Raw genomic sequence first — 22,978 nt, forward strand, 5'->3', positions numbered from 1 at the left:
CAGAACGACGTGAGGAGTCAGGCATGACGGAACAGTACGGGAACATTCTGGTGGAGCGGCGCGGACGCGTGGGGCTGGTGACGCTGAACCGGCCCGAAGCGCTGAATGCGCTGAACAAAGCCACCATGGATGAACTCGTGGCTGCCGTCACGGCCATGGACACGGACCCTGAAGTGGGCGCCGTGGTGGTCACCGGGTCCGGCAAGGCTTTTGCTGCCGGCGCGGACATCAAGGAGATGGCCGCCCAGGGCTACATGGACATGTACGCCGCGGACTGGTTCCGCGGCTGGGAGGACTTCACCAGGCTGCGTATCCCCGTGGTGGCGGCCGTCTCGGGCTTCGCCCTGGGGGGAGGCTGCGAGCTGGCCATGATGTGCGATTTCATCATTGCCGGGGACAACGCCAAGTTCGGGCAGCCGGAAATCAACCTGGGCGTACTGCCGGGCATGGGCGGTTCACAGCGGCTCACCCGCGCCGTGGGCAAGTCCAAGGCCATGGACCTGATCCTTACCGGGCGCTTCATGGATGCCGAGGAAGCGGAACGCGCCGGCCTGGTGTCCAGGGTTGTGCCCGCCTCTGATGTCGTGGAAGAGGCCCTGAAAGCCGCCGAGGTGATTGCCTCCAAGTCCAAGCCGGTGGCGATGGTGGCCAAGGAAGCGGTCAACGCGGCGTTTGAGACCGGGCTGGCGCAAGGTGTGCTTTTCGAACGGCGGATCTTCCACTCGCTGTTCGCCACCGAGGACCAGAAGGAAGGCATGGCTGCGTTCACGGAGAAACGCCAGCCGGAATTTAAGCACCGCTGAGGAGTCTGGCCGCCAAGGCGTTCGGTTCCTAAGGAGTCTGGCCCCTAGGGCGTCAGGCCCCCTAAGGGCGCGGTGGGCGGCGGTGGGCGCGGAGCACTGAATCCGTGACGGTGACGGCGTTGCCCTCCTCGTCCGGGGCGGAGCGCCGGCGTGTTTCGCAGACGTCGATTTCCCACTCGTCCGGGTCCAGCCCGGCGGCGATTTCCTCCGGTGTGAAGAGCAGGCCGGGCTCGCTGGGGCGGCGGATTCCCGCTTCAAGGTCGGAGGGGTGGTGGCCTACGATCAGGAGAGTTCCGCCGGGGGCCACCGACGCCGCGAGCCGGTGGTGCAGCTCGGTTCGCTGGGCCAGGGGCAGGTGCATGAACTGGGCGGACACCAGGTCGAACGTACCGGCCGGCGGGGGCGATGCGGTGAGGTCGTGGTGGGCCCAGGTGATCCGCCCGGACGCCGCCGAATCCTGCAACGCCCTTTCGGCTGCCCGGGCCAACGCCACCGAGGAGATGTCCACGGCCGTCACCCGCCAACCCTGGCGTGCCAGCCAGATTGCATCGGCTCCCTCGCCGCTGCCCACGTCCAGTGCGGAACCCGGGCGGAGCCCGGCAGCCTCGGCCAGCAGGTTCGGGTTCGGATTGCGGCTCCACACCGAACCGTGCTGGCGGTAGCGCTCATCCCAGAACGACTCGTCAAACTTCATCCCTGGTCTCCTCGCTGCCCGTGCTTCAGGCCCCGGGCAGCGTGCCGTCAGGGACGGCCCACGCTACGCCGTGACACTGCCACGATACGCCGTGACGGCTTCCTCCAGTTCCTCGGCCATGAGGTCGGCGTTGATGACGACGCCGGTCCAGGCTCCGGCCGCAGCTGAGGACAGCACCTGCGCGCGGAGGTCGGTGACGTTGCCGGCGGCCCATACGCCGGGCACGCCGGTGGCGCCGTCGGCGTCCGTTTCGAGGAATTCGCCCATCCCCATCGGGTGCTGGACAGCCGTGAGCCCAAGGCCGGCGAAGGCTGCGGTCCGTGCCACGAACCGCGGTGCGGCGGCTACGGCATCCACGGGCACCAGGCCGCCGTCGGCCAGGACCACGCCGGTCAGCTTGCCGTGGTCCACCCGCAGGGAGCCAACGGGGCCGTGGACCACCGTGATGCCGCGGGCGGCGAGCTGGTGCAGCTCCAGGTCCGTGGGTTCCATGGCGTCATTGAGGAAGAGCGTGATGTTGGCGCTCCACTGCCGGAACAGCAGAGCCTGGTGGACCGCGAACGGGCCGGTGCCCAGGATCCCGAGGGCCTGGTCCTGGACTTCCCAGCCGTGGCAGTAGGGGCAGTGCAGCACGTCCTTGCCCCAGCGTTCCTGCAGCCCGGGGATGTCCGGAAGCTGGTCAACCAACCCCGTGGTGATCAGGAGCCTGCGGCCCCGGACCACGGTTCCGTCCGCCAGTTCCACCGCGAAGGCCCCCTTAACGCCCAGGGCGCCAACTACCTGGCCGCTGATGATCCGGACGCCGTATGATTCCGCTTCCTCGCGGCCAATCCGGTACAGCTCCGCCGGGCTGATACCGTCGCGGGACAGGAAGCCGTGCACTCCCTTGGCCGGCGCATTCCGGGGTTTGCCGCCGTCGACCACCACTGCCGAGCGGCGTGCCCGGCCCAGCATCTGGGCCGCGTTCAGTCCTGCTGCGCCGCCACCAACAATGACGACGTCCACCAATGTGTTGTTCTCTTCAGTCATTTTTCTTACCTCCGCATCCATCGTCGGAGGCCGACCGGAAAGTGGCAAACATCTTTGCCAAAGTGGCAAACTTGGGGCATGGATGAACTTGACGACGTGCTGGCGGCGGTGGGTCCGCGGCTTCGTGCGCTGCGGATCAGCCGCGACACCACCCTGACTGCCCTTTCGGCTGCGACGGGGATCTCCGTCAGCACGCTCTCACGGCTGGAGTCCGGCCAGCGCCGGCCGAACCTGGAACTGCTGCTGCCCCTGGCGAAAGCGCACCAGGTTCCGTTAGACGAACTGGTAGGTGCGCCCACCACCGGCGACCCCAGGGTCCACCTGCGGCCCTTCGTCAACAAAAGAATGACTATCGTTCCGCTGACCCGCAGGCCCGGCGGGGTGCAGGCGTACAAACTCATCCTGAATGCCGGCGGCCCTGAGGAGCCCGCACCGCAGGTCCATGAGGGATACGAGTGGATCTACGTGCTCAACGGCAGGCTGCGCCTGGTCCTCGGTGACACGGACATCGTGCTGCCCCCGGGTGAGGCGGCCGAGTTCGACACCCGGACCCCGCACTGGTTTGGCCGCGCGGACGAACGACCGGTGGAATTCATTAGCCTGTTCGGCCGCCAGGGCGAACGCATGCACGTCCGGGCCAAGCCCCCAGGCTCATAGGCGCGGCTAAGCTGCGCTGATGCCGAACAGCCCGATGATCAGGCCCATGACCACCAGGGTGACCAGTTCGTGCGCGCAGTTCAGGACGGTCAGTCCGGCCGGGCGGCCCTCGAAAGCGTCATGCGTGATGAAGCGGGCGGCCGTGAACCCGGCCCAGAGGATGACGGCCGTGATCAGCGTGTTGGCCAGGAAGTTGCCGCCGTAGAAATGCTGCGAGATGGCGGCCGATCCGGCGAGCACCAGGGCGCTCACGAAACTGACCACCAGCGTGATCAGGATGGGTTTGACCGCGTCCTTCGCTTCGCCGCTGGGAGAAACCTTCGCGACTTTCATCCAGTAATTGCCGAAGACTTTCGGGGTGTACCAGACCGAGCCCACCACCATGCTGGAAAGGGTGGCCAGCAGTACGGCCCAGATGTTGATTTCCGGAATCATTGCGCTCTCCTCGGGTCCAGCTTCAGGTCAGTTCCCTCGAAGTCTAGGGCTGCCCGCCGCCTTGTCTGCGGTAACACGGGGTCAGTCGGCGAAGTCTCCGGCGTTCCGGCGGAATTTCCCCAGGATCCCGATCAGCTGGTCCACATCCTGGCTGGCGAAACCGGACTGGCCGAACACCTCGGTGTTGAGTGCCGCCGTCGCACTTTTGGCCAGTGTGCGTCCCTCGGCGGTGAGCTCGATCAGGGTGGTGCGGCCGTCCGTCGGATGCGGGGAGCGGACCACCAGGCCTGCGTCCTGGAGGCGGTCGACGGCGTTGGTCACCGACGTGGGGTGGACCTGCAGGAGCGCACTCGCCTTGTTCATGGGCAGCGCGCCGCTGCGGGCGAAACTTAGCAGCGCCAGGAGTTCGTAGCGGGCGAAGGTCAGGCCAAAGGGCCTGAGGACGCCCTCGATCCGGGCCAGCAGGATCTGCTGGGTCCGCATGATGGCCGTGATGGCGGCCATGGGCGCGGCAACATCACCCCAGCCGTGCCGTTCCCAGTTGCGCTGGGCGTCGGCGATGGGATCGCGCGGGAGCGGGTTTCCCATGGCACCTCCTGACATATGGGTTGCTCCAGCCTAGCTTTTCAAACCCGGGAAATCCGCCTCCGAGTACTCGGTCCCCAATCCCTCCGGCAAGGGTCCGCTGCCGTGCCGGAGCTCTTCGCTGTGCCGGAGTTCCACGCGCCGGATCTTGCCCGAGATGGTCTTCGGCAGCTCCGCGAACTCCAGCCGCCGGATGCGTTTGAACGGGGCCAGGTGGTCGCGGCAGTACCGCAGGATGTCCTCGGCGAGCTCGGGCCCGGGCTGATGTCCCGCGGCCAGGACCACAAACGCTTTCGGCACGGACAGCTTGAGCGGATCCGGGGACGGCACGACGGCCGCCTCGGCCACCGCCGGGTGCTCGATCAGGACGCTTTCCAGCTCGAACGGGGACAGTCGGTAGTCGGAAGATTTGAACACGTCGTCGCCGCGGCCCACGTAGGTGATGATGCCGCGTTCGTCCCTGCTGGCCATGTCGCCCGTGTGGTAGTAGCCGTCCCGGAAGGCGTCCGCGGTCTTCTCGGCGTCGCCGTAGTACGCCTTCATCAGCCCCACGGGCCGGGGGTCCAGGCGGAGGCAGAGCTCGCCGTCGTCGGCCTCTTCCCCTGTCGCGGGGTCGACCAGCACCACGTCGTAGCCGGGGAGCGGCTTGCCCATGGCGCCGATCTTGATCGGCTGGCCGGGGGTGTTGGCGATCTGAACAGTGGATTCGGTCTGGCCGAAACCGTCCCTGATGGTCTGGCCCCAGGCGCGCTGCACCTGGTCGATCACCTCGGCGTTGAGAGGTTCGCCCGCGGAAACCACTTTGGTGGGCGGGTTCTTGAGGACGGTGAGGTCGGCCTGGATCAGCATGCGCCACACGGTGGGCGGAGCGCAGAAGCTGGTCACCCTTTCACGGTCCATCTGTTCCATGAGGGCCTTGGCGTCGAACCGGCTGTAGTTGTAGATGAACACGCAGGCCTCGGCGATCCAGGGCGTGAACACGTTGGACCACGCGTGCTTGGCCCAGCCCGGAGACGCGACGTTGAGGTGCACATCCCCGGGTTCCAGCCCGATCCAGAACATGGTGGAGAGGTGGCCCACCGGGTACGAGGTGTGCGTGTGCTCCACCAACTTGGCCTTGGACGTGGTCCCGGACGTGAAGTAGAGGAGCAGGGTTTCGTCAGCCTTCGTCGGGGCGTCGGGCGTGAAGCCGCCCGGGGCGCCGGCCGCGTCCGTGTACTGGGCGGCTTCGTGTTCGGCGGCACCGGCTGCAGGCCCGGCGACACCGGCTGCCGGAACTGCGGCAGGGCCGCTGTCCGCGATCTCAATCAGTTTGTAGTTCCCCGGAACGTCGGCAAACTTGCCGATGTTGGAACTTCCGACGGCGGCCCAGCCCGCCTCGCCGCGCTCCACCCGGTCGGTCAGGTCCGTCGGGCCCATCAGGGTGGTGGTGGGAATCATTACGATGCCCAGCTTGATACCGGCCAGCATCAGTTCCCACAGTTCCACCTGGTTGCCCAGCATGATGATCATGCGGTCGCCGCGGCGAACCCCTTGGCTCCGGAGCCAGTTGGCCACCTGGTTGGAGCGCTCGGCCAGCTCCGCGAAGGTTCGCCGCGTGGCGCTGCCGTCCTGTTCAACGATGACCAGAGCCGGCTTGGCGCCCTTGCCGGGGTCCGCAGCGATCTGGTCGAACCAGTCGAGGGCGAAGTTGAACTCGTCAAAGCGAGGCCACTGGAATTCACTCCGTGCCTGGCCGTAGTTCTCGCGCAGGGCCAGTAGCCTGTCCCTCGCGGCCCGGAAGTCGTCGGTGACTGTCATGGGGGCCCTTTCGCCTAGTGATCCACATCACTGTGCAATATACTAGGACATCCAAGGGTTTGGAAGGGCCGGCACGATGGCGTGGCCGGCGGACGACGAAGGGATACATGCCCGTGCAGACACAGGGACGTGCCAGCGGATCGCCCGACACAGAGCCCGGGGCGCCGGCGGAAGCGGTTGCCCCGGGACCGGAGCAGCCGCCGTTCCCGGATGCGGACCTCATGTACATCGTGGACCTGCTGCCTGCGGCGGAGCGATCCCGCTATCTGGAGGTGCGTGACTTCCTGCAGTCCCGCATCCGTGCCGCGTCCATCGAGTACTGGAACCGCGAGGAATTCCCCTTCGGACTGCTGGCTGAAATGGGCAAGTACGGGCTGGGCGGGTTGCAGACGGACGGGACGTCCGCGCTTTTCAAGGGCCTGATGTACGTGGAAGTGGCCCGCGCCGACGTGTCCCTGTCCGCCCTGGTGGGCATCCACAATGAGCTGATCGTCGGGATGATCGACGAACTCGGATCGGAGGAGCAGAAGCAGCGGTGGCTTCCCGGACTGACAGCCTTCACCCAGCTGGGGGCCTTCGCACTCACGGAGCCGGACCACGGATCGGATATCGCCGGCGGCCTGGAAACGACGGCCCGGCTGGAGCGCGGCGAATGGGTGATCAACGGGGCGAAACGCTGGATCGGTGCCGGTACCATCGCTGATTTCGCGCTGGTCTGGGCGCGCGATGAGGCGGACGGGCAGATCAAGGGCTTCATCGTGGAAACGGACCGTCCCGGCTACACCGCCACGAAGATTTCCAACAAGATCGGTCTGCGGATCATGCAGAATGCGGACATCCGGCTGGATGACGTGCGGATCCCCGAATCCAATCTGTTGCCTGGCGCCACGGACTTTTCCAAAGCCAATGACCTCCTCCGCGATTCGCGTGCCTGGGTGGGCTGGCAAGGTGCCGGGATCCAGCTGGCCGCGTTCGACGTCGCCCGTTCCTATGCCCTGAAACGGAAGCAGTTCGGCAAGGAGCTGGCGAGATTCCAGCTGATTCAGCAGCAGCTGGCCGAAATTTTGGGGAATGCCAGCGCCTCCCTGGCGCTCATGGCCCAGCTGGCCCGGATCCAGCAGGAGGGCAAGCTGGAGATGGTGCAGGCCGCCATGGCCAAGTCCACCACCACCCGCCTGGCGCGCGCCTCGGTGGCCATGGGCAGGTCGTTGATGGGCGGCAACGGCATCAGCAGCGACTACGAGATGGGCAAGCTATTTGGCGACGCCGAAATTCTCTATACGTACGAGGGCAGCTACGAGATCAACTCGCTGATCGTGGCACGTGCCGTGACGGGGAAATCGGCATTCGTCTGACGGACTGCGGGGCTGAGTCCGGGCGGCAGGGAAGCCTGGCTGCGGCCGGGGCCCGGGCTTGAGCTTCGCTCAGTAGGGTTGCCCGATGGATATCACGTGGGTGTTTGTAGCCATCCTTCTGGTCATGTTTTTCGGCACCATCAGCGTCATCGGCGCACTCAACCGGATCGCTACGGCCACCGAAGCCTCCGCCGCCCATCTCGAGGCCCTTGCCAGGGCGGCCGACGTCCGGGCGGGCTCTTAGGTGACTGAGTGGACCCGATAGCTGATGCGGAACGGGGTGCCTGGCTGCGCCCCCTGCTCGATCCGACCGCGCGGGACATGCATTTCGTTGTGCCCCACGGCTATCCCGCGTACGCCCGGGTGTTCCATCCGGCAACGCGGGACAGGCCTGCCGGGACGTTGTCCTGGCACTCGCAGGACCGGTCACTGTTCGTCGAGATGGACAGCCAGCCGGCTCCGTGGTCAACCGCCGCTGCGGCGTTCGGCAAAACCATGCACCCTCTGGCGCAGTTCCACCGCCTGGTGGGCCCGCCGTCCGGCCCCTACCGCGAAATCCTCGACGCTGACGGGTGGCGGTACTCCGAACCGCAGCCGGGAAACCTCGATGTGGACGTCCTGGCGGCGGCTGCGGCCGTCCTGTGCCGCCACACGGCGACTCCCGACGCGGGGGTGGCGGCCGTCTGGGAGGGGTGGGGCGGCCTCACCAGCGCAGCGGGGTACGCACAGTTGACTTTCGTTGCGCCGGACGACGAGACCGGAACCACAGAGTGGAGCCAGGCCGAGAGTCCGGGAACGGGGCTGCTGCCGGCGGACGTGGTGGACGGTCCTCGTCTCGAACTGCCCGGCCGGAGCCATATCCTTTTTTCGGCTGGGCCGGGCGGGTTTACGGACCCTGCCTGGACCCTTACCGCGCCATGGCACCACGATCCGCGCTGGCCACAGTCGCCAAGCCTGCTCTGGCCTGAGGACAGGTCCTGGGTGCTGGTCACAGAGGTCGATTTTGATTCGACAGTGGTGGCCGGGAGCTCAGCCCTGGTTGCGGAACTGGTGGAGGCGCCGGGGGTTGAGGCCCTGCAGATCAGTGAGGGGGCGCGCCTCACCTGGGACGCTGACGGGCTGAACCTGCCCGGGGCTTAGCGCACCGCCGCAGGGAAGCTCCGGTGATTCCTGTTAGTCCTGGCCGCGCTCGTAGCGGAGCAGGACCACTCCGTTGCCGAAGGTCCGCGTCCCGGCCAGCTTGAGGTTCATCCTGACGTCCGGCGACTGGAACAGCGGATGCCCCTGGCCCAGCACCACGGGGTGGACGTAGAGCCGGTATTCGTCGATGAGGTCGTGCCGCATGAAAGTTGCGGCCAGGTTGGCGCCGCCCAGCCCCAGGTCGCCGCCGGGCTGCGCCTTCAGCTGCGCGATTTCTTCAGGCACGACGTCGCGGATCACCTTGGTGTTCCAGCCCGCCGTGGTGAGGGTCCGGGAAAAGACGTACTTGGGCTTGTCACGCCAGATCCCGGCGAACTCGGCCATGGCCGCCGTGCTGTCCGGATCCTGGTCGGCCGTGGGCCAGAATTCGGCCATCAGCTGGTGCGTGATCCTTCCGTCCAGGAACGCGCCCATCGCCCGGCACTCATCGTTGAAATGTTGATGCAGCTCTTCGTCCACAAGGTGCCAGCTGATGTCCCGGTCCGGTCCTTCAAAAAATCCGTCAATGGACACAGACATCATCAGGATGATCTTCCGCATGGTGCTACCTCCGTGGCTGGGCGGGCATCGGGCGGGGCCGCCGTCGTATGTTTCAGTGAATCACTCAAGGATCCGTTGGAACAGGACGTGATCCTGCCAGGAACCGGCAATTTTCAGGTAGGCGGGCCAACCGGGTGGTTTGTGTCCGTTGTCAGAGTGGGGTCCTTTGTCCCTTACGCCGTAACCGCGCAGGTATCACAGTTGATTCACGGGAACTGTGGGGGAATAGCTCCCACGTGATTCGCCGCAGAAGGAGAGCCATGAAGATCGAATCCTGGATTTTCGGAGGCCTGGCCATGTTCTTCGTGCCCGTTGGGGTGGTCTACGGCTTTGTCACGGGCTGGACCGAGCCGGTGGGCTTCCTGGCGTTGTGGCTGGTGGGCGGCCTGGCCGGGCTGATCGGCGGCTACCTCGGCTACACCGGCAAACGGGTCGGGATGCGTCCCGAAGACCGTCAGGACGCGGAAATCCACGAGGGCGCAGGCGAACAAGGCCAGTTCAGCCCCTGGAGCTGGTGGCCCGTCGCCGTGGGCCTTTCCGCAGCCGGAGGGTTCCTGGGGCTGGCCATCGGATTCTGGATCCTCTACATCAGCGCCGGTTTCGCCTTCGTTGCGCTCATCGGCTGGGTCTTCGAGTACAGCCGAGGGGATCACGCCCACTAGCAATACGGCCCGCGCCTGGCGTGTCATTGGTGGTCTCGCTGCTGCGTTCTTTTCACACACCGGGCCCCAGCGGCGTCTGACAGGTGTACGGAGTACACTTAGCGTGAGGAAACGGCAAAACGAAAGGCGGCCGCGTGACTCAGCAAGTGGAGGAAGCCACACGCCGGACCCCGCTGAACCGGGACCGCGTGCTGAGTGCCGCCGTCGTACTCGCCGATGAGGCGGGCATCGAATCACTCAGCATGAGACGGCTCGCGCAGGAGCTCGGCGTGGTGCCAATGGCGCTCTACAAGCACGTCGCCAACAAAGAGGAACTCCTCGACGGCATGGTGGACGTCATTGTCGGCGAGATCGATCCTCCTGTCCGCGGTGCCGACTGGAGGAACGCCGTCCGGCAGAGGATCCTCTCGGCGAGGAGATCGCTGCTGCGGCATCCCTGGGCCCGCCAGGTGCTCGAATCCCGCACCAACAGGACGCCGGCGGTTCTGGGATTCATGGACTCGTTCATCGGGATGTTCCTGGCCGGGGGCTTCTCCGTGGATCTCACCCACCACGTCATGCATGCACTCGGCAGTCGCATGTGGGGGTTCACCCAGGAGCTGTTCGATGACTCAGCCAACGCGGCGCCGGCCCCTGTAACGGCGGAAACCCAGGCGGCCATGTTCCAGGAGATGGCAACGCGGTATCCGAACATTCTGGAAGTCGCCATGGCGGCAAAGCACGACGACGGCTCGGTGGTCGGGCAGGGCTGCGACGATCAGTTTGAGTTCGAGTTCGCGCTGGATCTCTTCCTTGACGGGTTCGGGCGTTTCCACGATCAGGGCTGGACGTCGACGCGGGCGAAGCTGGAGAAGTAGCTCCGGGACGCCGGACTCCCTGTCGAACCCCAGCGCAGGCGTGTTAGCTTTTGCGGATGGACGTGCTCGACTGGCTGCTCGACTCTGACCCTGCGATCCGCTGGCAGGTCCTTCGCGACCTTACGGACGCACCGGCCTCGGAGGTGCGGGCCGAACGGGCGCGCGTGGCCACCGAAGGCTGGGGCGCCCGCCTGCTTGCGCAACAGGACAAAAACGGTCAATGGGACGGTGGCACCTATTTCCCGTCGCCGTTCGACGACTCCGAGGACGGCCAGCCCTGGACTGCAACCACGTACAGCCTGTTGCTGCTGCGCGACTTCGGGCTCAACCCTCGCAGCGATGAGGCCCGCAGTGCCGTCGCCCTCGTCCGCGACAACAGCCGCTGGGAGGAAGGCGGCCAGCCTTTCTTCGAAGGGGAGGTGGAGCCGTGCGTCAATGGAATGGCCGTGGCGCTCGGCGCCTACTTCGGCGAGAACGTCGATGGCGTGGTGTCCCGGTTGCTGGGCGAGCAGCTCGCCGACGGCGGGTGGAACTGTGAGGTGGAACGAGGGTCCGTACGTTCGTCGTTCGGGACCACGATCAACGTATTGGAAGGCCTTCTGGAGTACGAGCATGCCACCGGCGGCTCACCCGCCTCGCTCAAGGCGCGGCAGTGCGCCGAGGAGTACCTGCTCGAGCGCGGGCTCCTTCGGCGCAGGACCACCGGTGAGGTGATTGACACCGACTGGCTGGACTTCTCGTACCCGACACGCTGGTTTTACGACGTACTGCGCGGCCTCGACTACTTCCGCGCCACCGGCAACCGCCCGGACAAACGCGTGGCCGAGGCGGTGGAGGTGTTGCGCTCGAAACGGCAACCTGATGGCACCTGGCTTCTGGAGAACTCCCATCCCGGCCGGATCCATTTCGCCATGGAGGACGGCGACGGACTTCCGAGCCGGTGGAACACCCTCAGGGCGCTGCGGGTGCTCGACTGGTACGAACGACCCTAGGCTCCGTCAACCTACCTACGGCTCGGCCGGGAGGCGGGCCTACGCATTCCCTCGGAATGTGTGGCGGAGCTGGACGTAACTATATACTGAGTGTATAGATGAGGTGTGAACAACACACTTACCCTTCTGGGGCTGCTGAGCCGGGAGCCCAGCTACGGCTACGACCTCAAGCATTCCTACGACCGCTATTTCGGAACGCAGAAGGCTCTGGCCTTCGGCCAGGTGTATTCCACCCTTGCCAGAATGGTCCGGGATGAGCTGATCCGGGCATTGGGCGAGGAGACAGGTGGCGGTCCGGACCGCAAGAAATACGAAGTTACTCCGTCCGGCAAGGCCCGGGTCCGTCAGTGGCTGTTTACCCCCGATACTCCGTCCGAGGCCCTGCAGAGCGAGCTGTTCGCCAAGACTGTTGTCGCACTGCTGATCGACGACGACGCCGACCGGCTGCTGGACGTGCAGCGTTCCGAGCATATGGCCAGGATGCGTGAATTGACGCGGCTGAAGAAGGACGCCGACCTGCTGCAGGTGCTTATGTGCGACCACGGCCTGTTCCACATCGAGGCAGACCTGCGGTGGATCGACCTCACCATGGCCCGCCTCGCCCAACTCAAGAAGGAGCTCCAGGGCGCATGAGCACGATTGATATGCGGTCACCCATTCTCAGCGCCCGCGGGGTTCGCCACTCCTTCGGCCAGACGGAAGCGCTGCGGGGCATCGACGTCGACGTCCACCCGGGCGAAGTCCTCGCCGTCATGGGTCCCTCCGGATCGGGCAAGTCCACCCTGCTGCACTGCCTGGCAGGAGTTCTCGTCCCGACTAGGGGCAGCGTGACCTACAGTCCCTCCGCCGGGCAGCAGCCGGTGGAGATCAGCGCCCTCAGTGAGCCGAAGCGGGCCCGGCTGCGGCTGACCGATTTCGGGTTCGTCTTCCAGTTCGGCCAGTTGTTGCCGGAGCTCAGTGCCGTGGACAACGTCAGTATCCCCATGCTCCTGGGCGGAACCAAGCGGTCCGAGGCGCGGCGCCGCTCGGCGGACATGCTGGACCGCCTGGGATTGGAGGGGCTGGGCGCCAAGCTTCCGGGTGAACTGTCCGGAGGCCAGGCACAACGCGTCGCCGTGGCCCGTGCGCTGGTGACGTCCCCCGCCGTGTTGTTCGCTGACGAGCCGACGGGCTCCCTGGATTCCCTCGGATCCGAGAACGTACTGACGATCATGCTTGGGCTGGTCCGGGAGTTCGGCACGACGGTGGTGATGATCACCCACGACGCGCGCACTGCCGCTTATGCGGACAGGGAAGTCATAGTGCGCGACGGCGTGATCGGCGCCGGCTACCGGGTGTCCCCGTGAACCGGGGGTTGCTGAAACTGGCCGTGGTCGGCAGCCGGTCCTCCTACGGCAGGCTCGCGGGAATCACAGTCGGCGTCGCCGTCGGAGTCTGCCTGCTGCTGTTGCTGTGGGGCGGCGCCAACGGGCTTAACGCCCGAGACGACCGCGGTGCATGGCTGCGCGAAACCGGCAGCCCCTCGGTCTCAATTCCGACGACGGCCGGCGATCCGACAGCGTCGGGCCCGGCCACCCCGGTTCCGCTGACCGCGGACACGCTGCTCATGAGGGCAAACCCGGTGGAGGTCTTCCGTGACCAGCTGATCAACCGCCGCGACTTCGCAGCACTCGGCGCGAGCACGGTCAAAATTCCCGGCATCCCCGGACCTCCGGCGCCGGGCGAATACTATGCGTCACCGGCCCTCCAGCGCCTGATCGAAACCACGCCGCAGGACCAGCTGGGTGACCGCTTCGGGGAGTTCATGGGCACGATTGGCGAAGCTGCACTGCCGGGCCCGGACTCCCTGGTCGTCGTTACCGGAGCGACGGAGGCGGAACTCCGCCAGAGCGGGCACGCTTTCCTGGTGTCAGGGTTCACCGCCAACCCCTACGGAGCCAGCGCGGCCGCGTACAGCACGGTCCTGCTCATCGGCGCCATCGCGGTCTTCTTCCCCGTACTGCTGCTGATCAGTATCGTCACCGGCCTGGGAGCAGCCCAGCGCAGGGAACGCTTCGCCACCCTGCGGCTGATTGGCGCGTCCCCACGGACGATCTCGCGCATCGCCGCCGTCGAAACCGCAGTGCCCAGCCTGATCGGTGCAGTGTTCGGCGTGGTGCTCGCCGCCGTGCTCAGGCCGGCCGCCGCCCAGGTAACGGTCAACGGCACCAGGATGTTCGAAGCGGATCTGGCCACGGGCTGGGTGGCGGCCACCGCCGTCGTCGTACTGGTTGTGACGGCATCGTCCCTTGTGGCCGCCTACCGCACTTCCCGGGAAGGCATTGGTCCCTTGGGAGTGACGCGGGCCATGCACGAAAGAACACCGAACGCGTGGCGGATGGTGCCGCTGCTGGCAGGACTGGCTGCCATGATCGCAGCAGTTCTCCTCATCCGTGTCCTGGAAGTGCGGCTCGCTTGGCTCGAATCACCGCTGCTCATCGGCGGATTTGCGCTGATCCTCGTGGGCATTGTGATCGTCGGTCCCTGGCTGACGCAGCTTGTGAGCCGGATAGGGCTTCGCCAGGCACGCAGCGCGGCAGCAGTCATCGCCGCCAGCCGGATCCAACGAACACCGGTGGCGACGTTCCGTTCCGTTTCGGGTCTGGTGATCGCAGTGTTCGTCGTCTCCGTCTTCGCCGGGGCATCCAGCATCATTCAGGAATCGGAGGCACCGGCGGCCCGCCCCGGTCTGCTCCAGCCCGCCAGCCTTCACGCGACGGTGGCCGCCGGATCCAGCCAGGAGCAGGTGACGGAGGCCGCGCGCCGTGCCAGTCAGCTATCGGGAATCCGGAGCGCGACCATCGGCTACGGGCCAGCTGCCCTTAACCAAAGGGACGCCGGTCCTGAAATCTTCCTTCGTGCCGCGGAGGCTCCCGGCCTGGGATTCGAGGACATCCCGGAAACGGAGATCGTCGCCGTTGATTCGTCATTCCTCCACTACTGGACAACGCAGCCGCTGGCACTGACCCGGGCTCCCGCCCAGAACCTCGACGGACTGGTTCCGGTGGTCATTGTGGTCGCCACGGACGGGACGCCCGAGGCCATGGACCGCACCAGGACAGCACTGGACGGTTCCGGCGTCACCGCCATCCCTGCCACCTCCCCGCTGGACATTAAGCTGCAGTCCTCCGCCCGCCTGGTTCAGGGCCTCGCGGTGCTGGCGTACCTTGGCATGTTCGTGGCGATTGCCATCGCCGGGCTTTCCCTGGCCGTCGCCACCGCGTCCGCTGTGTTGGACCGAAAACGGGTCCTCGGCCTGATGCGGCTGATGGGGATGCCCGTGTCCGTCCTGCGCCGGATTATCACGCGTGAGGCGGCCGTTCCGCTCCTGAGCGTGCTGATGCTGTCCATAGCACTCGGGTTCCTCGTGGCCTGGCTGATGGTCACCGGCATCGATGACAGCTACCGGGTGACGTGGCCGGCGACCGATTACTTCGCAGCCTTGGGCCTCAGTCTGGTGCTGGCGCTGGCCGCCGTCGGATCAACCTTCAGTCTCATCCGTGCGGGCACCGCAATCACAGCCACACGATTCGAGTGATGATTCCTGGACGCGGTGCTGGCCGCGCCGGCGGTGTGGGCATGCAGGCTCGGCGAGCTCTCATCCTCAGAATCGCTATATGTGTGCCTTTTCCGGGACTTCCCGCGCGAGGAGGACCGCCACCAGGCCGAGCGCCGAGCCAGTGACGCGTTGCTGCCACTTCGTCCAGCTCGGCCGGGTGGAGAGGAATGCAGAGATCGACCCGGCACCGAGGACAATCAGTGCGTTCACAAACATGCTCAGGGCAATCTGGATCGCTCCGAGGGAGAAGCCCTGGACCATTGTTCCTCCCCGGCCCGTGTCGATGAACTGCGGAATGAGCGCGAGATACATCACGGCTGTTTTTGGGTTCAGCAGGTTCGTGAGGAAGCCCATGCGGAAGAGCTTGCGTGCGGAATCGCTAGGTACTGCGCGAACTTCGAAAACGCCGCGACCGCCGGGCTTGAGTGCCTGCCACGCGAGGTAGGCCAAGTAGAGGACTCCCGCGGCTTTCATGCCGGCAAAAAGCCAAGGCACCGCGACGAACACCATCGCGAGCCCGAGGTTCGCCATTGTCATGTAGACGAGGAAGCCAGCACAGGTGCCTGCCAGAGAAATCATTCCCGCCACTGGCCCTTGACTCACACTGCGCGAGACCAGGTAGACCATGTTCGGGCCCGGCGTGAGTACCATGCCGAGTGCCGTTAGGGCCATCCCGCTTGCCGCGACCATCGAGACCCCCGTTCCGAAGTCAGTCGCCGCGATCACGAGCGCACCGTCCTGCTCGCGGGATACAAATATCGTGTCTGCGGATCGGCAGTCCAAGGAAAAATCGTCATGACTCCAACAATGATGTAATAGCCTTATGCATCTCAACCCTTACGGTGAGTACGCGGTACTCCTCGCCGCCTCGTTGGCCAACGATTGGCCAGCCGATAGGGACGCTCTCGTGCAGCGGACTCGTGAGTTCGGTATGACGATGGACTATAAGCTCTCCGTCGGAGACGATCATGAGCAAACCCGCGACGTCATTGACGCGTGGCTCTCAGTTGTCGATGAACACGATCCACGGAACAGGGCGGCTCTGTTGAACGCCCAGATGGCTGCTGCCGCCGCCTATCCTCGCCTCACCGATCACGACGGCGAAGGATGGCATCTTCACTACCGCGACCTCGACCAGACTCTTCCGCATGTATTGCTCGCCGTGATCAGTGTCGGAACAGCACTGCACCTCAGCACTCGCGGCGCTCATAGGCTCAGCCGATGCGCCGCAGGCGATCCGTGCAGGGCAGTCGTCGTCGATGTCACCCGCAACGGTCGCCAGCGCTACTGCTCCGTGCGCTGCGCAAACCGTGACAACGTCCGCAAACACCGTGCACGCGCGAAGCAAGGCCGCATCGTGGCGTGAGCCGGCCGCCATCAAAGCTGACGCAAAACACGCACCATCCTCGCACCAAACGCCTCCCTCCTGAATCGCATCAAGACGCCATTCAACAGGGAATTGATATTCCATTGTGTTTGGCTAATGTGCGAATGTGATGGCATGGACTACAGCAAGGACGCCCGCGTGGACCACTACATTGGATCGCTCCCCGCCTGGCAGCAGTCCATCTGCCAACAGGTCCGCGACCTCGTCCACGCTGCCGATCCCGAGGTCTCGGAAGTCATCAAACGCTCCGTGCAGCCCTACTTCGTCCTGGACGGCAACATCTGCGCGCTACTCGCGGCGAAAGACCACGTCAATGTTTTCCTGTACGACGGCGGCATCGTCCCGGATCCGCAGAACATCATCACCGCCGGACACGACAACAAAACAGCCCGCACCGTTGCCTTCCGCGAGGGCCAGGCCGTCAATGATCAGGCACTCGGCGAAATGTTCAAGGCAATCATCGCCAACAACCGCGCCGGTGGCTGGCGGAAAATCAAGGGCAGCCGGTAAAGAAGTTTCAGCAACAGAAGGGCACCTCAATGACGAACCGTGAGACCCACTCCGTCGGTGTTCCCTGCAGGGTCGACACTTTCCAGCCGGATCCCCGGGCCGCCATGGACTTCTACGGCCCGCTTTTCGGCTGGAGTTTCGACGATCCGACCCCGATGCCGGCCGGCCTCGAGGGCGACTACTTCGCTGCGCGCCTCGGCGGGAGACGGGTGGCCGGGATCGGCCAGGCGCCGCCGTCATCGCCGCCGACGTGGAACACCTACGTGCGCGTCGAGGATGTCGGGGAGACTCTCTCCCGCGCCGAACAAGCGGGAGGGACGCGCGTGGCGGGCCCCTTTGGTGCCGGTTCGGACGGCGTCCTTGCTGTGGTCGCAGACGCCACCGGCGTCCCGTTTTGCCTGTGGCAGGGCGGCGAGAGCGACGGCGATGAGCTGGCGAATGAGCCGAACTCCTGGGCGATGAGCTCGCTGCACACGCCGGATGTCGAACGAGCCCAGGCGTTTTACGGCGCCATGTTTGATTGGCAGCTCGAGGTGGTGCCGAACGCTGCCTTCTCGTTGTGGCGGCGCGCGGGCCGGGTCGTGGCGGTCGTGACGGCGACGGACGGCGTCGCGGTCCCGCCCCATTGGAGCGTCAATTTCGCTGTCCGCGACGCGGACACCATCGCCCGGCACGCCGTCGCGCTGGGCGGCACCCTCCTGATGGCGCCCGTGAACACGCCGGGATTTCGCAGCGCGGTGATCGGTGACCCCCAAGGCGGCTTCATCGCGGTCAGTGCGGCTGCCGGCTGATCCTCCACACATGACTGCACTTCGTATCCGGCTTTGATTCGGGGTCTCGCCAAAGGTGCCGATTCATGCTGTGATGGCTAGCAGGCAGTTCATGGGGTAATTCGCTTCAGGAGTTATCGTGACGACGAAACAAGCCCTCGATTCGTTCGACGTTCCCCGCGTGCGGGACCTCCTTCTCCTCACAGGTGCTTTCGCGACAGGCCTTTCCTGGTGGATCGGAATGACCGCCTTTGTACACGCCGGTGGCCTGGCGAGCGGCGGAGCTGGATTCGTCTTGTTCCTCAGTGTTCCCATGGTGGCGACTCTCGCAATTTACCGCGCGCTGCGGCGTCGGAACGCGTCTGGAGTGGAGGTTTCGGCGAGTACTCGCAGCCGCGGTAGCCACCGCCGCTCCGTCGCAGGGCGTCACAGCAGGCGCTTTGCCCCGGAGTCGTCCGGCCGAGGTGGCCTCACCGGCCTGCGCGTGTTGAATCGCCCGGCGACCCGGGATTTTCTAGTCATCGTGGCCGGCTTGGTTTCGGTTCTTTTTTGGTGGATCGGCATGACGGCGTACATGAACGCCGGCGGCCTGGCCCACGTGGAGGCACTTGTGTTCCTGATTGTGCCGGTCCTGGCAACCGCCGGAATTTTCCTTGCCGCACGCCACACCGGCGCAGGCTCCCGCACTTAACGCAGGCCCCCGGCCTCAGTCCTGGGGTTCCGGAAACGGGGGAGGGCCGACAATCTCGATGCCGCCGTTCACCCGTCCTGATTCGCGGATGCGGTCAAAGTTCACCGTCCCCGGCTCGTTTCCGGGGCCGAGAGGTTCGCTGGCGCCATCGTAGAACGCCTGTGCCGAGCCGGGGGTGTGCAGGCACAGCACGCGGGTCTTGTCCTGGAGGACCTTGAATGCGTGGGGTACGCCGCGCGGTGCGATAGTCACCCCGCCGGCAGCGACCCGGTGTTCTGTTCCGTCCATGTTCACCAGGATCTCCCCGGCCAGGATGTACATGGTTTCATCGGAATCCGGATGCGTATGCATGGGAGTGACTTTATTGAGGGACATCTCGTCTTCGAAGAGGAGGAATGCTCCCGCGGTGTCTTCTTCGGTCGCCTTCCACGTATGCATCCCTCCGCCGAAGAACCAGCGCCTGGCCCCTTCCCCTGGTTGCCTGACGATTGCTGATGCGGCCTTTTTCGTCTCCATGGTTCTCGCCCCGATGCGTGGTAGGAAGGCTTATGAGACAGTTGTCCCATAACAAGACTCAGGTATCATGAAAGGTATGTCAAGACCTTATGCCGACGTCGGCCGGACGGGCCAGAAGCGCCGCACGCTGGATGCCTTGGTTGCGGCGGCACGCTCGTTGGTGGCGTCCGGTATTTCGCCGACCGTGGATGATGCTGCGCAGGCCGCCGGGATTGCGCGGGCCACGGCCTACCGCTATTTCTCGGGGCAGCGGGCGCTGCTGGCTGCGGCGCATCCGGAAACCGCGCGGACGTCCCTGTTGCCGGCGTCTCCGCCTGACGGCGCGGCGGAACGGCTGGATGCGGTGGTGGTGGAGTTCACCAGGATGATTGTCGAAACTGAATCCCAGCAGCGCACCATGCTGCGGCTTTCGCTTGAACCGACCGGCGGTGAAGGGCATGGCCTCCCTCTCCGGCAGGGTCGGGCGATCGCCTGGATCTCCGAGGCGTTGGCGCCGCTCAAGGGGAAAATGACGGATCAGGACATTCATCGACTGGTTCTGGCAATCCGAAGTGCGATAGGAATCGAGTCCCTGGTCTGGCTGACGGATGTTGGTGGCCTTAGCCGGGAAGAAGCCATAGTCTCGATGCGCTGGACCGCCGCGGCCCTCTTGTCGCAGGCTCTGGCGCGCGGTCTTCCGGCTAGCGCGCCAATGCCCGGTGTCACCATTGTTCCGGGCACTGGCGCCGCCACCGCCGAGAGTAGTTCGTAAGGAAACGACCTCTCACAAAAACTGTATGCCTAACGCCCGGATCCGGCTTGAGTGTCGGCTACCTGTTTTGCCCGTCTGGTCCCTCACTTTCAATCTATAGGGCACAGGGGGGCTTGCCGCAAGACCCTGGTAGGGCCGCAGAATTGAGAGCCGAAGCCAGGACCTACGGAATTGAGATAGCGACATGTGCGAGTTGTTGTCGACGAGCGGTTCGCCTGCCCACTGCTTGGCCACACCCCAAGAAGGGAGCTGATGACGTGCCACTGACCACCGGCGCGTTCAACCTGCCCGCCCACCTCATGCCCAAGGCCGATCCGAAGTTGATCGCCGGCGACGAGCAGCATTTTGCGGCCATCGCGGAGAGCCTCGGGCAGTCGATCGCCGAGCTGTCCGACCGTCTCGATGCCGCACGCAGGGCGCCCGGCCGCATGGGCCAGGAGGCGCTGGAGCGGGACGTGGAGATCCGCCGGCTGACGTCGCGCCTGCGCGCCCTGCGTCGCTTCGGTTTGGACCTGTGCCTCGGACGCATCGTCAGTGCTGACAACCCCGAACCCGTGTACATCGGACGTCTTGGCCTCACGGACAGCGAGGGCCGTCGGCTGCTCGTCGACTGGCGCTCGCCCGCGGCTGAGCCGTTCTTCGGAGCGACGTACACCAACCCGATGGGGCTGGCACAGCGCCGCAGATATCGCTGGACCCGTGGCCGAATCAGTGACTACTGGGACGAGGTATTCACCTCGGACGGTTTTGAGGGGCAGGCGTCCCTGGAGGACCTTTCCGCTTTCATGGCCAGTCTGGGGAGCAGCCGGTCTGCTCGGATGCAAGATGTTCTCGGCACCATCCAGGCGGACCAGGATGCCATCATCCGGGCGTCATCGCGCGGTGCCCTCGTCGTCGACGGCGGTCCGGGCACAGGCAAGACCGTCGTCGCGCTGCACCGCTCCGCCTACCTCCTCTACTCCGACCCGCGCCTTGGTCACCGCCGGGGCGGCGTCCTGTTCGTTGGTCCACACCGGCCCTACCTGGCCTACGTCGCCGACGTCCTCCCCAGCCTGGGAGAGGAAGGAGTGCAGACGTGCACACTGCGGGATCTCGTCCCGGAAGGCGCTACGGCAGCGATCGAGACCGACCAGGACGTGGCACGGCTGAAGTCGTCCGCGGACATGGTGAAGGCGATCGAACCGGCAGTCAGGTTTTACGAGAGTCCGCCAGCCCGGGGCATGGAGGTGGAGACTCCGTGGGCGGACGTCTGGCTCAGCTCTGACGAGTGGGCCGAAGCGTTTGAAGCGCCGGCGTCCGGCACCCCGCACAACGAGGCACGGGACGAGGTCTGGGAGGAGCTGCTCACCATCCTCGTGGACAAGTTCGACGGCGGCGACGTCCCGGAAGGCTTGCTCCGCCGGGCTCTCACCCAGAATGCGGAGTTGGTGGAGACATTCAGCAGAGCATGGCCGCTGCTCGACTACACCGACCTGGTCAGCGACCTCTGGTCGGTGCCCGCGTACCTGCGCCTGTGTGCGCCCTGGCTGAACGCTGCAGAGATCAGGAAATTGCAGCGCCCGAATCCCAAGGCCTGGACCGCATCCGACCTGCCGCTCCTTGACGCGGCCCGGCAACGGCTCGGCGATCCCGAGGCGTCGCGACGCGTGCGTCGGCAGAACGCCGCCCTGGCCGCTGAGCGGGAGCTCATGGACAGGGTGGTGGACGACCTGATTGCGGCAGACGACTCCGAACTGATGGTGATGTCGATGCTGCGAGGGCAGGACATGCAGGACAAGCTGGTCGACGAGGCCGCGCTGCCGACCGCCGACCCGGACACGCTGGCCGGCCCGTTCGCCCACGTCGTCGTGGACGAGGCGCAGGAGCTGACCGACGCGGAGTGGCAGATGCTGCTGCTCCGGTGCCCGTCGCGGAGCTTCACCATCGTCGGGGACCGCGCCCAGGCCAGGCACGGGTTCGCGGAGTCGTGGCTGGAGCGGCTCGAGCGGCTCGGATTGACCAACGTGAATCTGGCGGCCCTCAGTATCAACTACCGAACGCCGGACGAGATCATGGCGGAAGCCGAACCGGTCATCCGGGTCGTGATCCCGGACGCCAACGTGCCGACGTCCATCCGCAGTAGCGGCATGCCCGTCGTGCACGGTTCGACGTTGGAGCTGAACTCGATCCTGGACACCTGGCTTGCCACGCATGCTGACGGGATCGCCTGCGTGATTGGCACGAGTGACGTCGGGGACGGCTCGTTCGGGGCAACGTCCCGCGTCAGGTGGCTGACCCCGGAGCTGTCGAAGGGGCTTGAATTCGACCTGGTGGTCCTCATCGACCCGGAGGGGTTCGGCACAGGGATCGAAGGAGCGGTCGACCGCTATGTCGCGATGACACGCGCGACCCAGCAACTCGTTATCCTCACAACCCTTAACGGTGACGAAAAATCATGATCGTGGCATCGCTGGACCGGCATGATCGACGCCGGCGTGCGCGGCATTTGTGTGTTCGGGCATAGTCCATCACCTCTGTCCCCACCGACTCCTGCAATGGCACGGGGTGGCTGAAACTTTGCGGGAGTGGCGGCAGATCATCACGTGCGTAAAAGGCTGATGCGTGAGTCAGGAGCGATCGGGCCCAGGTATAACGAAGGCCCGCCTATGGGGGACAGGCGGGCCTTCGCAACTAAATGCTACAACGCTCTTGAATAGCTATCGAGTGGACTAGAGCCGACGCCCGACTGGGCGGAAAATTGCGCCCCCACGCGTCGGACGGGACTAGGTTGGGGCCGCCCGCTATCTCGACTGGTTCCGGAGATGGCCGAACGAGTCCCTGCGCCCAATCAAGAACCATAGAATCGAACCAACAACTGGCAGCGCAAGAACGATGAGAGTCCAAACGACAGTGCCCCCAGAGGTGTGAGTCCGATTGCGCGCAATGCTCACCAGCGCTGCAATGAACAGGATTGCGTTCAAAATCAGAAAGAACCCCATGATGCCCATTGACGGTACCAGTGGTTCTCCTTCCGACGCCGATAGCTTCAGTATCATCTCCCCCCCGAGGTAGTGCGGCTACTGATGCCTAAACCCTATCGTTAGGGTTCTGCTTGCCGCAGGAATATCCTCGATCCGCGATGCGGTTCAGGAAGACGGCGCTCATGA

26 protein-coding genes are annotated in these 22,978 nt (G+C 65.4%); 17 read left to right on the plus strand and 9 right to left on the minus strand.

Translation table 11 applies throughout. The features are described 5' to 3' along the window. Positions 1–23 precede the first annotated feature (23 nt). Positions 24–803 (plus strand): enoyl-CoA hydratase, encoded by a 780-nt coding sequence (locus tag AC1DRE_RS07315; protein ID WP_476984000.1) that lies wholly within the window; start codon positions 24–26, stop codon positions 801–803. Positions 804–864: 61 nt separating this feature from the next. On the opposite strand, the gene AC1DRE_RS07320 is transcribed toward AC1DRE_RS07315, so the two are convergent. After that, on the minus strand, positions 865–1,497 hold the full coding sequence (locus tag AC1DRE_RS07320) for a class I SAM-dependent methyltransferase (RefSeq protein WP_476984001.1): 633 nt from the start codon (positions 1,495–1,497) through the stop codon (positions 865–867). A gap of 63 nt (positions 1,498–1,560) precedes the next feature. Then, on the minus strand, positions 1,561–2,526 hold the full coding sequence (locus tag AC1DRE_RS07325; RefSeq protein WP_476984002.1) for an NAD(P)/FAD-dependent oxidoreductase: 966 nt from the start codon (positions 2,524–2,526) through the stop codon (positions 1,561–1,563). Positions 2,527–2,604: 78 nt separating this feature from the next. Here AC1DRE_RS07325 and AC1DRE_RS07330 point away from each other — a divergent pair, with 78 nt between their 5' ends. Next, entirely contained in the window at positions 2,605–3,183 is a 579-nt protein-coding gene (locus AC1DRE_RS07330; RefSeq protein WP_476984003.1) for a helix-turn-helix domain-containing protein, read from the plus strand. 6 nt (positions 3,184–3,189) lie between these two features. On the opposite strand, the gene AC1DRE_RS07335 is transcribed toward AC1DRE_RS07330, so the two are convergent. The 3 genes from AC1DRE_RS07335 to AC1DRE_RS07345 form a co-directional block, all read right to left on the minus strand. Beyond that, positions 3,190–3,618, minus strand: a complete 429-nt coding sequence (locus AC1DRE_RS07335) for a DUF1761 domain-containing protein (protein ID WP_364123302.1) — start codon at positions 3,616–3,618, stop codon at positions 3,190–3,192. An 81-nt stretch (positions 3,619–3,699) separates the two neighbouring features. Continuing rightward, the gene (locus tag AC1DRE_RS07340) at positions 3,700–4,206 is read right to left on the minus strand and encodes a MarR family winged helix-turn-helix transcriptional regulator (protein ID WP_476984004.1); all 507 of its coding nucleotides are present in this window, start codon (positions 4,204–4,206) and stop codon (positions 3,700–3,702) included. 30 nt (positions 4,207–4,236) lie between these two features. Further along, positions 4,237–6,003 carry an AMP-binding protein gene (locus AC1DRE_RS07345; RefSeq protein ID WP_476984005.1) on the minus strand — a complete coding sequence of 589 codons (1,767 nt, stop codon included), beginning with the start codon at positions 6,001–6,003 and terminating at the stop codon, positions 4,237–4,239. 221 nt (positions 6,004–6,224) lie between these two features. On the opposite strand from AC1DRE_RS07345, the gene AC1DRE_RS07350 reads away from it, so the two are divergent. From AC1DRE_RS07350 to AC1DRE_RS07360, 3 genes are all read left to right on the plus strand, one after another. After that, positions 6,225–7,358, plus strand: a complete 1,134-nt coding sequence (locus AC1DRE_RS07350) for an acyl-CoA dehydrogenase family protein (RefSeq protein ID WP_476984154.1) — start codon at positions 6,225–6,227, stop codon at positions 7,356–7,358. 85 nt (positions 7,359–7,443) lie between these two features. Beyond that, the gene (locus AC1DRE_RS07355; RefSeq protein WP_476984006.1) at positions 7,444–7,602 is read left to right on the plus strand and encodes a hypothetical protein; all 159 of its coding nucleotides are present in this window, start codon (positions 7,444–7,446) and stop codon (positions 7,600–7,602) included. An 8-nt stretch (positions 7,603–7,610) separates the two neighbouring features. Then, positions 7,611–8,498: a hypothetical protein gene (locus tag AC1DRE_RS07360; protein ID WP_476984007.1), complete on the plus strand. Its 888-nt coding sequence runs from the start codon at positions 7,611–7,613 to the stop codon at positions 8,496–8,498. 33 nt (positions 8,499–8,531) lie between these two features. On the opposite strand, the gene AC1DRE_RS07365 is transcribed toward AC1DRE_RS07360, so the two are convergent. Then, entirely contained in the window at positions 8,532–9,098 is a 567-nt protein-coding gene (locus AC1DRE_RS07365; protein WP_476984008.1) for a dihydrofolate reductase family protein, read from the minus strand. 260 nt (positions 9,099–9,358) lie between these two features. On the opposite strand from AC1DRE_RS07365, the gene AC1DRE_RS07370 reads away from it, so the two are divergent. From AC1DRE_RS07370 to AC1DRE_RS07395, 6 genes are all read left to right on the plus strand, one after another. After that, the gene (locus tag AC1DRE_RS07370; RefSeq protein WP_476984009.1) at positions 9,359–9,760 is read left to right on the plus strand and encodes a cytochrome c oxidase subunit 4; all 402 of its coding nucleotides are present in this window, start codon (positions 9,359–9,361) and stop codon (positions 9,758–9,760) included. A gap of 134 nt (positions 9,761–9,894) precedes the next feature. Further along, positions 9,895–10,617 carry a TetR/AcrR family transcriptional regulator gene (locus AC1DRE_RS07375; RefSeq protein WP_476984010.1) on the plus strand — a complete coding sequence of 241 codons (723 nt, stop codon included), beginning with the start codon at positions 9,895–9,897 and terminating at the stop codon, positions 10,615–10,617. Positions 10,618–10,673: 56 nt separating this feature from the next. Then, positions 10,674–11,609: a hypothetical protein gene (locus AC1DRE_RS07380; protein ID WP_476984011.1), complete on the plus strand. Its 936-nt coding sequence runs from the start codon at positions 10,674–10,676 to the stop codon at positions 11,607–11,609. A gap of 105 nt (positions 11,610–11,714) precedes the next feature. After that, a complete protein-coding gene (locus tag AC1DRE_RS07385; RefSeq protein WP_476984012.1) occupies positions 11,715–12,242 on the plus strand; it encodes a PadR family transcriptional regulator in 528 nt (175 codons plus the stop codon). Further along, positions 12,239–12,955 (plus strand): ABC transporter ATP-binding protein, encoded by a 717-nt coding sequence (locus tag AC1DRE_RS07390; protein WP_476984013.1) that lies wholly within the window; start codon positions 12,239–12,241, stop codon positions 12,953–12,955. The genes AC1DRE_RS07385 and AC1DRE_RS07390 overlap by 4 nt, the downstream gene beginning before the upstream one ends. Then, positions 12,952–15,186 carry an FtsX-like permease family protein gene (locus tag AC1DRE_RS07395; RefSeq protein WP_476984014.1) on the plus strand — a complete coding sequence of 745 codons (2,235 nt, stop codon included), beginning with the start codon at positions 12,952–12,954 and terminating at the stop codon, positions 15,184–15,186. The genes AC1DRE_RS07390 and AC1DRE_RS07395 overlap by 4 nt, the downstream gene beginning before the upstream one ends. 75 nt (positions 15,187–15,261) lie before the next feature. On the opposite strand, the gene AC1DRE_RS07400 is transcribed toward AC1DRE_RS07395, so the two are convergent. Continuing rightward, positions 15,262–15,933: a LysE family translocator gene (locus AC1DRE_RS07400; RefSeq protein WP_476984015.1), complete on the minus strand. Its 672-nt coding sequence runs from the start codon at positions 15,931–15,933 to the stop codon at positions 15,262–15,264. 97 nt (positions 15,934–16,030) lie between these two features. On the opposite strand from AC1DRE_RS07400, the gene AC1DRE_RS07405 reads away from it, so the two are divergent. From AC1DRE_RS07405 to AC1DRE_RS07420, 4 genes are all read left to right on the plus strand, one after another. After that, the gene (locus AC1DRE_RS07405) at positions 16,031–16,573 is read left to right on the plus strand and encodes a CGNR zinc finger domain-containing protein (protein ID WP_476984016.1); all 543 of its coding nucleotides are present in this window, start codon (positions 16,031–16,033) and stop codon (positions 16,571–16,573) included. A 135-nt stretch (positions 16,574–16,708) separates the two neighbouring features. After that, positions 16,709–17,104 (plus strand): DUF1801 domain-containing protein, encoded by a 396-nt coding sequence (locus tag AC1DRE_RS07410; RefSeq protein WP_476984017.1) that lies wholly within the window; start codon positions 16,709–16,711, stop codon positions 17,102–17,104. A gap of 29 nt (positions 17,105–17,133) precedes the next feature. Next, on the plus strand, positions 17,134–17,895 hold the full coding sequence (locus AC1DRE_RS07415) for a VOC family protein (protein ID WP_476984018.1): 762 nt from the start codon (positions 17,134–17,136) through the stop codon (positions 17,893–17,895). Positions 17,896–18,013: 118 nt separating this feature from the next. Continuing rightward, on the plus strand, positions 18,014–18,565 hold the full coding sequence (locus AC1DRE_RS07420) for a hypothetical protein (RefSeq protein WP_476984019.1): 552 nt from the start codon (positions 18,014–18,016) through the stop codon (positions 18,563–18,565). A 15-nt stretch (positions 18,566–18,580) separates the two neighbouring features. Here AC1DRE_RS07420 and AC1DRE_RS07425 read toward each other — a convergent pair whose 3' ends face one another. Continuing rightward, a complete protein-coding gene (locus AC1DRE_RS07425; RefSeq protein WP_476984020.1) occupies positions 18,581–19,081 on the minus strand; it encodes a cupin domain-containing protein in 501 nt (166 codons plus the stop codon). A 76-nt stretch (positions 19,082–19,157) separates the two neighbouring features. Here AC1DRE_RS07425 and AC1DRE_RS07430 point away from each other — a divergent pair, with 76 nt between their 5' ends. Together AC1DRE_RS07430 and helR are read left to right on the plus strand one after the other, a co-directional pair. Then, the gene (locus AC1DRE_RS07430; protein ID WP_476984021.1) at positions 19,158–19,832 is read left to right on the plus strand and encodes a TetR family transcriptional regulator; all 675 of its coding nucleotides are present in this window, start codon (positions 19,158–19,160) and stop codon (positions 19,830–19,832) included. A gap of 257 nt (positions 19,833–20,089) precedes the next feature. Next, the gene (gene helR, locus AC1DRE_RS07435; protein WP_476984022.1) at positions 20,090–22,270 is read left to right on the plus strand and encodes an RNA polymerase recycling motor ATPase HelR; all 2,181 of its coding nucleotides are present in this window, start codon (positions 20,090–20,092) and stop codon (positions 22,268–22,270) included. A gap of 342 nt (positions 22,271–22,612) precedes the next feature. On the opposite strand, the gene AC1DRE_RS07440 is transcribed toward helR, so the two are convergent. Next, positions 22,613–22,867: a PLD nuclease N-terminal domain-containing protein gene (locus AC1DRE_RS07440; protein WP_476984023.1), complete on the minus strand. Its 255-nt coding sequence runs from the start codon at positions 22,865–22,867 to the stop codon at positions 22,613–22,615. Positions 22,868–22,978 lie beyond the last annotated feature (111 nt).

This window comes from Arthrobacter sp. P4_H3 (assembly GCF_056400885.1).

Excerpts from the sequence above, each read along its gene's own strand:
- AC1DRE_RS07315 (WP_476984000.1), top strand. The coding sequence starts at position 24 with ATGACGGAACAGTACGGGAACATTCTGGTGGAGCGGCGCGGACGCGTG.
- AC1DRE_RS07320 (WP_476984001.1), bottom strand. The coding sequence starts at position 1,497 with ATGAAGTTTGACGAGTCGTTCTGGGATGAGCGCTACCGCCAGCACGGT.
- AC1DRE_RS07325 (WP_476984002.1), bottom strand. The coding sequence starts at position 2,526 with ATGACTGAAGAGAACAACACATTGGTGGACGTCGTCATTGTTGGTGGC.
- AC1DRE_RS07330 (WP_476984003.1), top strand. The coding sequence starts at position 2,605 with ATGGATGAACTTGACGACGTGCTGGCGGCGGTGGGTCCGCGGCTTCGT.
- AC1DRE_RS07335 (WP_364123302.1), bottom strand. The coding sequence starts at position 3,618 with ATGATTCCGGAAATCAACATCTGGGCCGTACTGCTGGCCACCCTTTCC.
- AC1DRE_RS07340 (WP_476984004.1), bottom strand. The coding sequence starts at position 4,206 with ATGGGAAACCCGCTCCCGCGCGATCCCATCGCCGACGCCCAGCGCAAC.
- AC1DRE_RS07345 (WP_476984005.1), bottom strand. The coding sequence starts at position 6,003 with ATGACAGTCACCGACGACTTCCGGGCCGCGAGGGACAGGCTACTGGCC.
- AC1DRE_RS07350 (WP_476984154.1), top strand. The coding sequence starts at position 6,225 with ATGTACATCGTGGACCTGCTGCCTGCGGCGGAGCGATCCCGCTATCTG.
- AC1DRE_RS07355 (WP_476984006.1), top strand. The coding sequence starts at position 7,444 with ATGGATATCACGTGGGTGTTTGTAGCCATCCTTCTGGTCATGTTTTTC.
- AC1DRE_RS07365 (WP_476984008.1), bottom strand. The coding sequence starts at position 9,098 with ATGCGGAAGATCATCCTGATGATGTCTGTGTCCATTGACGGATTTTTT.
- AC1DRE_RS07370 (WP_476984009.1), top strand. The coding sequence starts at position 9,359 with ATGAAGATCGAATCCTGGATTTTCGGAGGCCTGGCCATGTTCTTCGTG.
- AC1DRE_RS07380 (WP_476984011.1), top strand. The coding sequence starts at position 10,674 with ATGGACGTGCTCGACTGGCTGCTCGACTCTGACCCTGCGATCCGCTGG.
- AC1DRE_RS07390 (WP_476984013.1), top strand. The coding sequence starts at position 12,239 with ATGAGCACGATTGATATGCGGTCACCCATTCTCAGCGCCCGCGGGGTT.
- AC1DRE_RS07405 (WP_476984016.1), top strand. The coding sequence starts at position 16,031 with ATGCATCTCAACCCTTACGGTGAGTACGCGGTACTCCTCGCCGCCTCG.
- AC1DRE_RS07410 (WP_476984017.1), top strand. The coding sequence starts at position 16,709 with ATGGACTACAGCAAGGACGCCCGCGTGGACCACTACATTGGATCGCTC.
- AC1DRE_RS07415 (WP_476984018.1), top strand. The coding sequence starts at position 17,134 with ATGACGAACCGTGAGACCCACTCCGTCGGTGTTCCCTGCAGGGTCGAC.
- AC1DRE_RS07425 (WP_476984020.1), bottom strand. The coding sequence starts at position 19,081 with ATGGAGACGAAAAAGGCCGCATCAGCAATCGTCAGGCAACCAGGGGAA.
- AC1DRE_RS07430 (WP_476984021.1), top strand. The coding sequence starts at position 19,158 with ATGTCAAGACCTTATGCCGACGTCGGCCGGACGGGCCAGAAGCGCCGC.
- AC1DRE_RS07440 (WP_476984023.1), bottom strand. The coding sequence starts at position 22,867 with ATGATACTGAAGCTATCGGCGTCGGAAGGAGAACCACTGGTACCGTCA.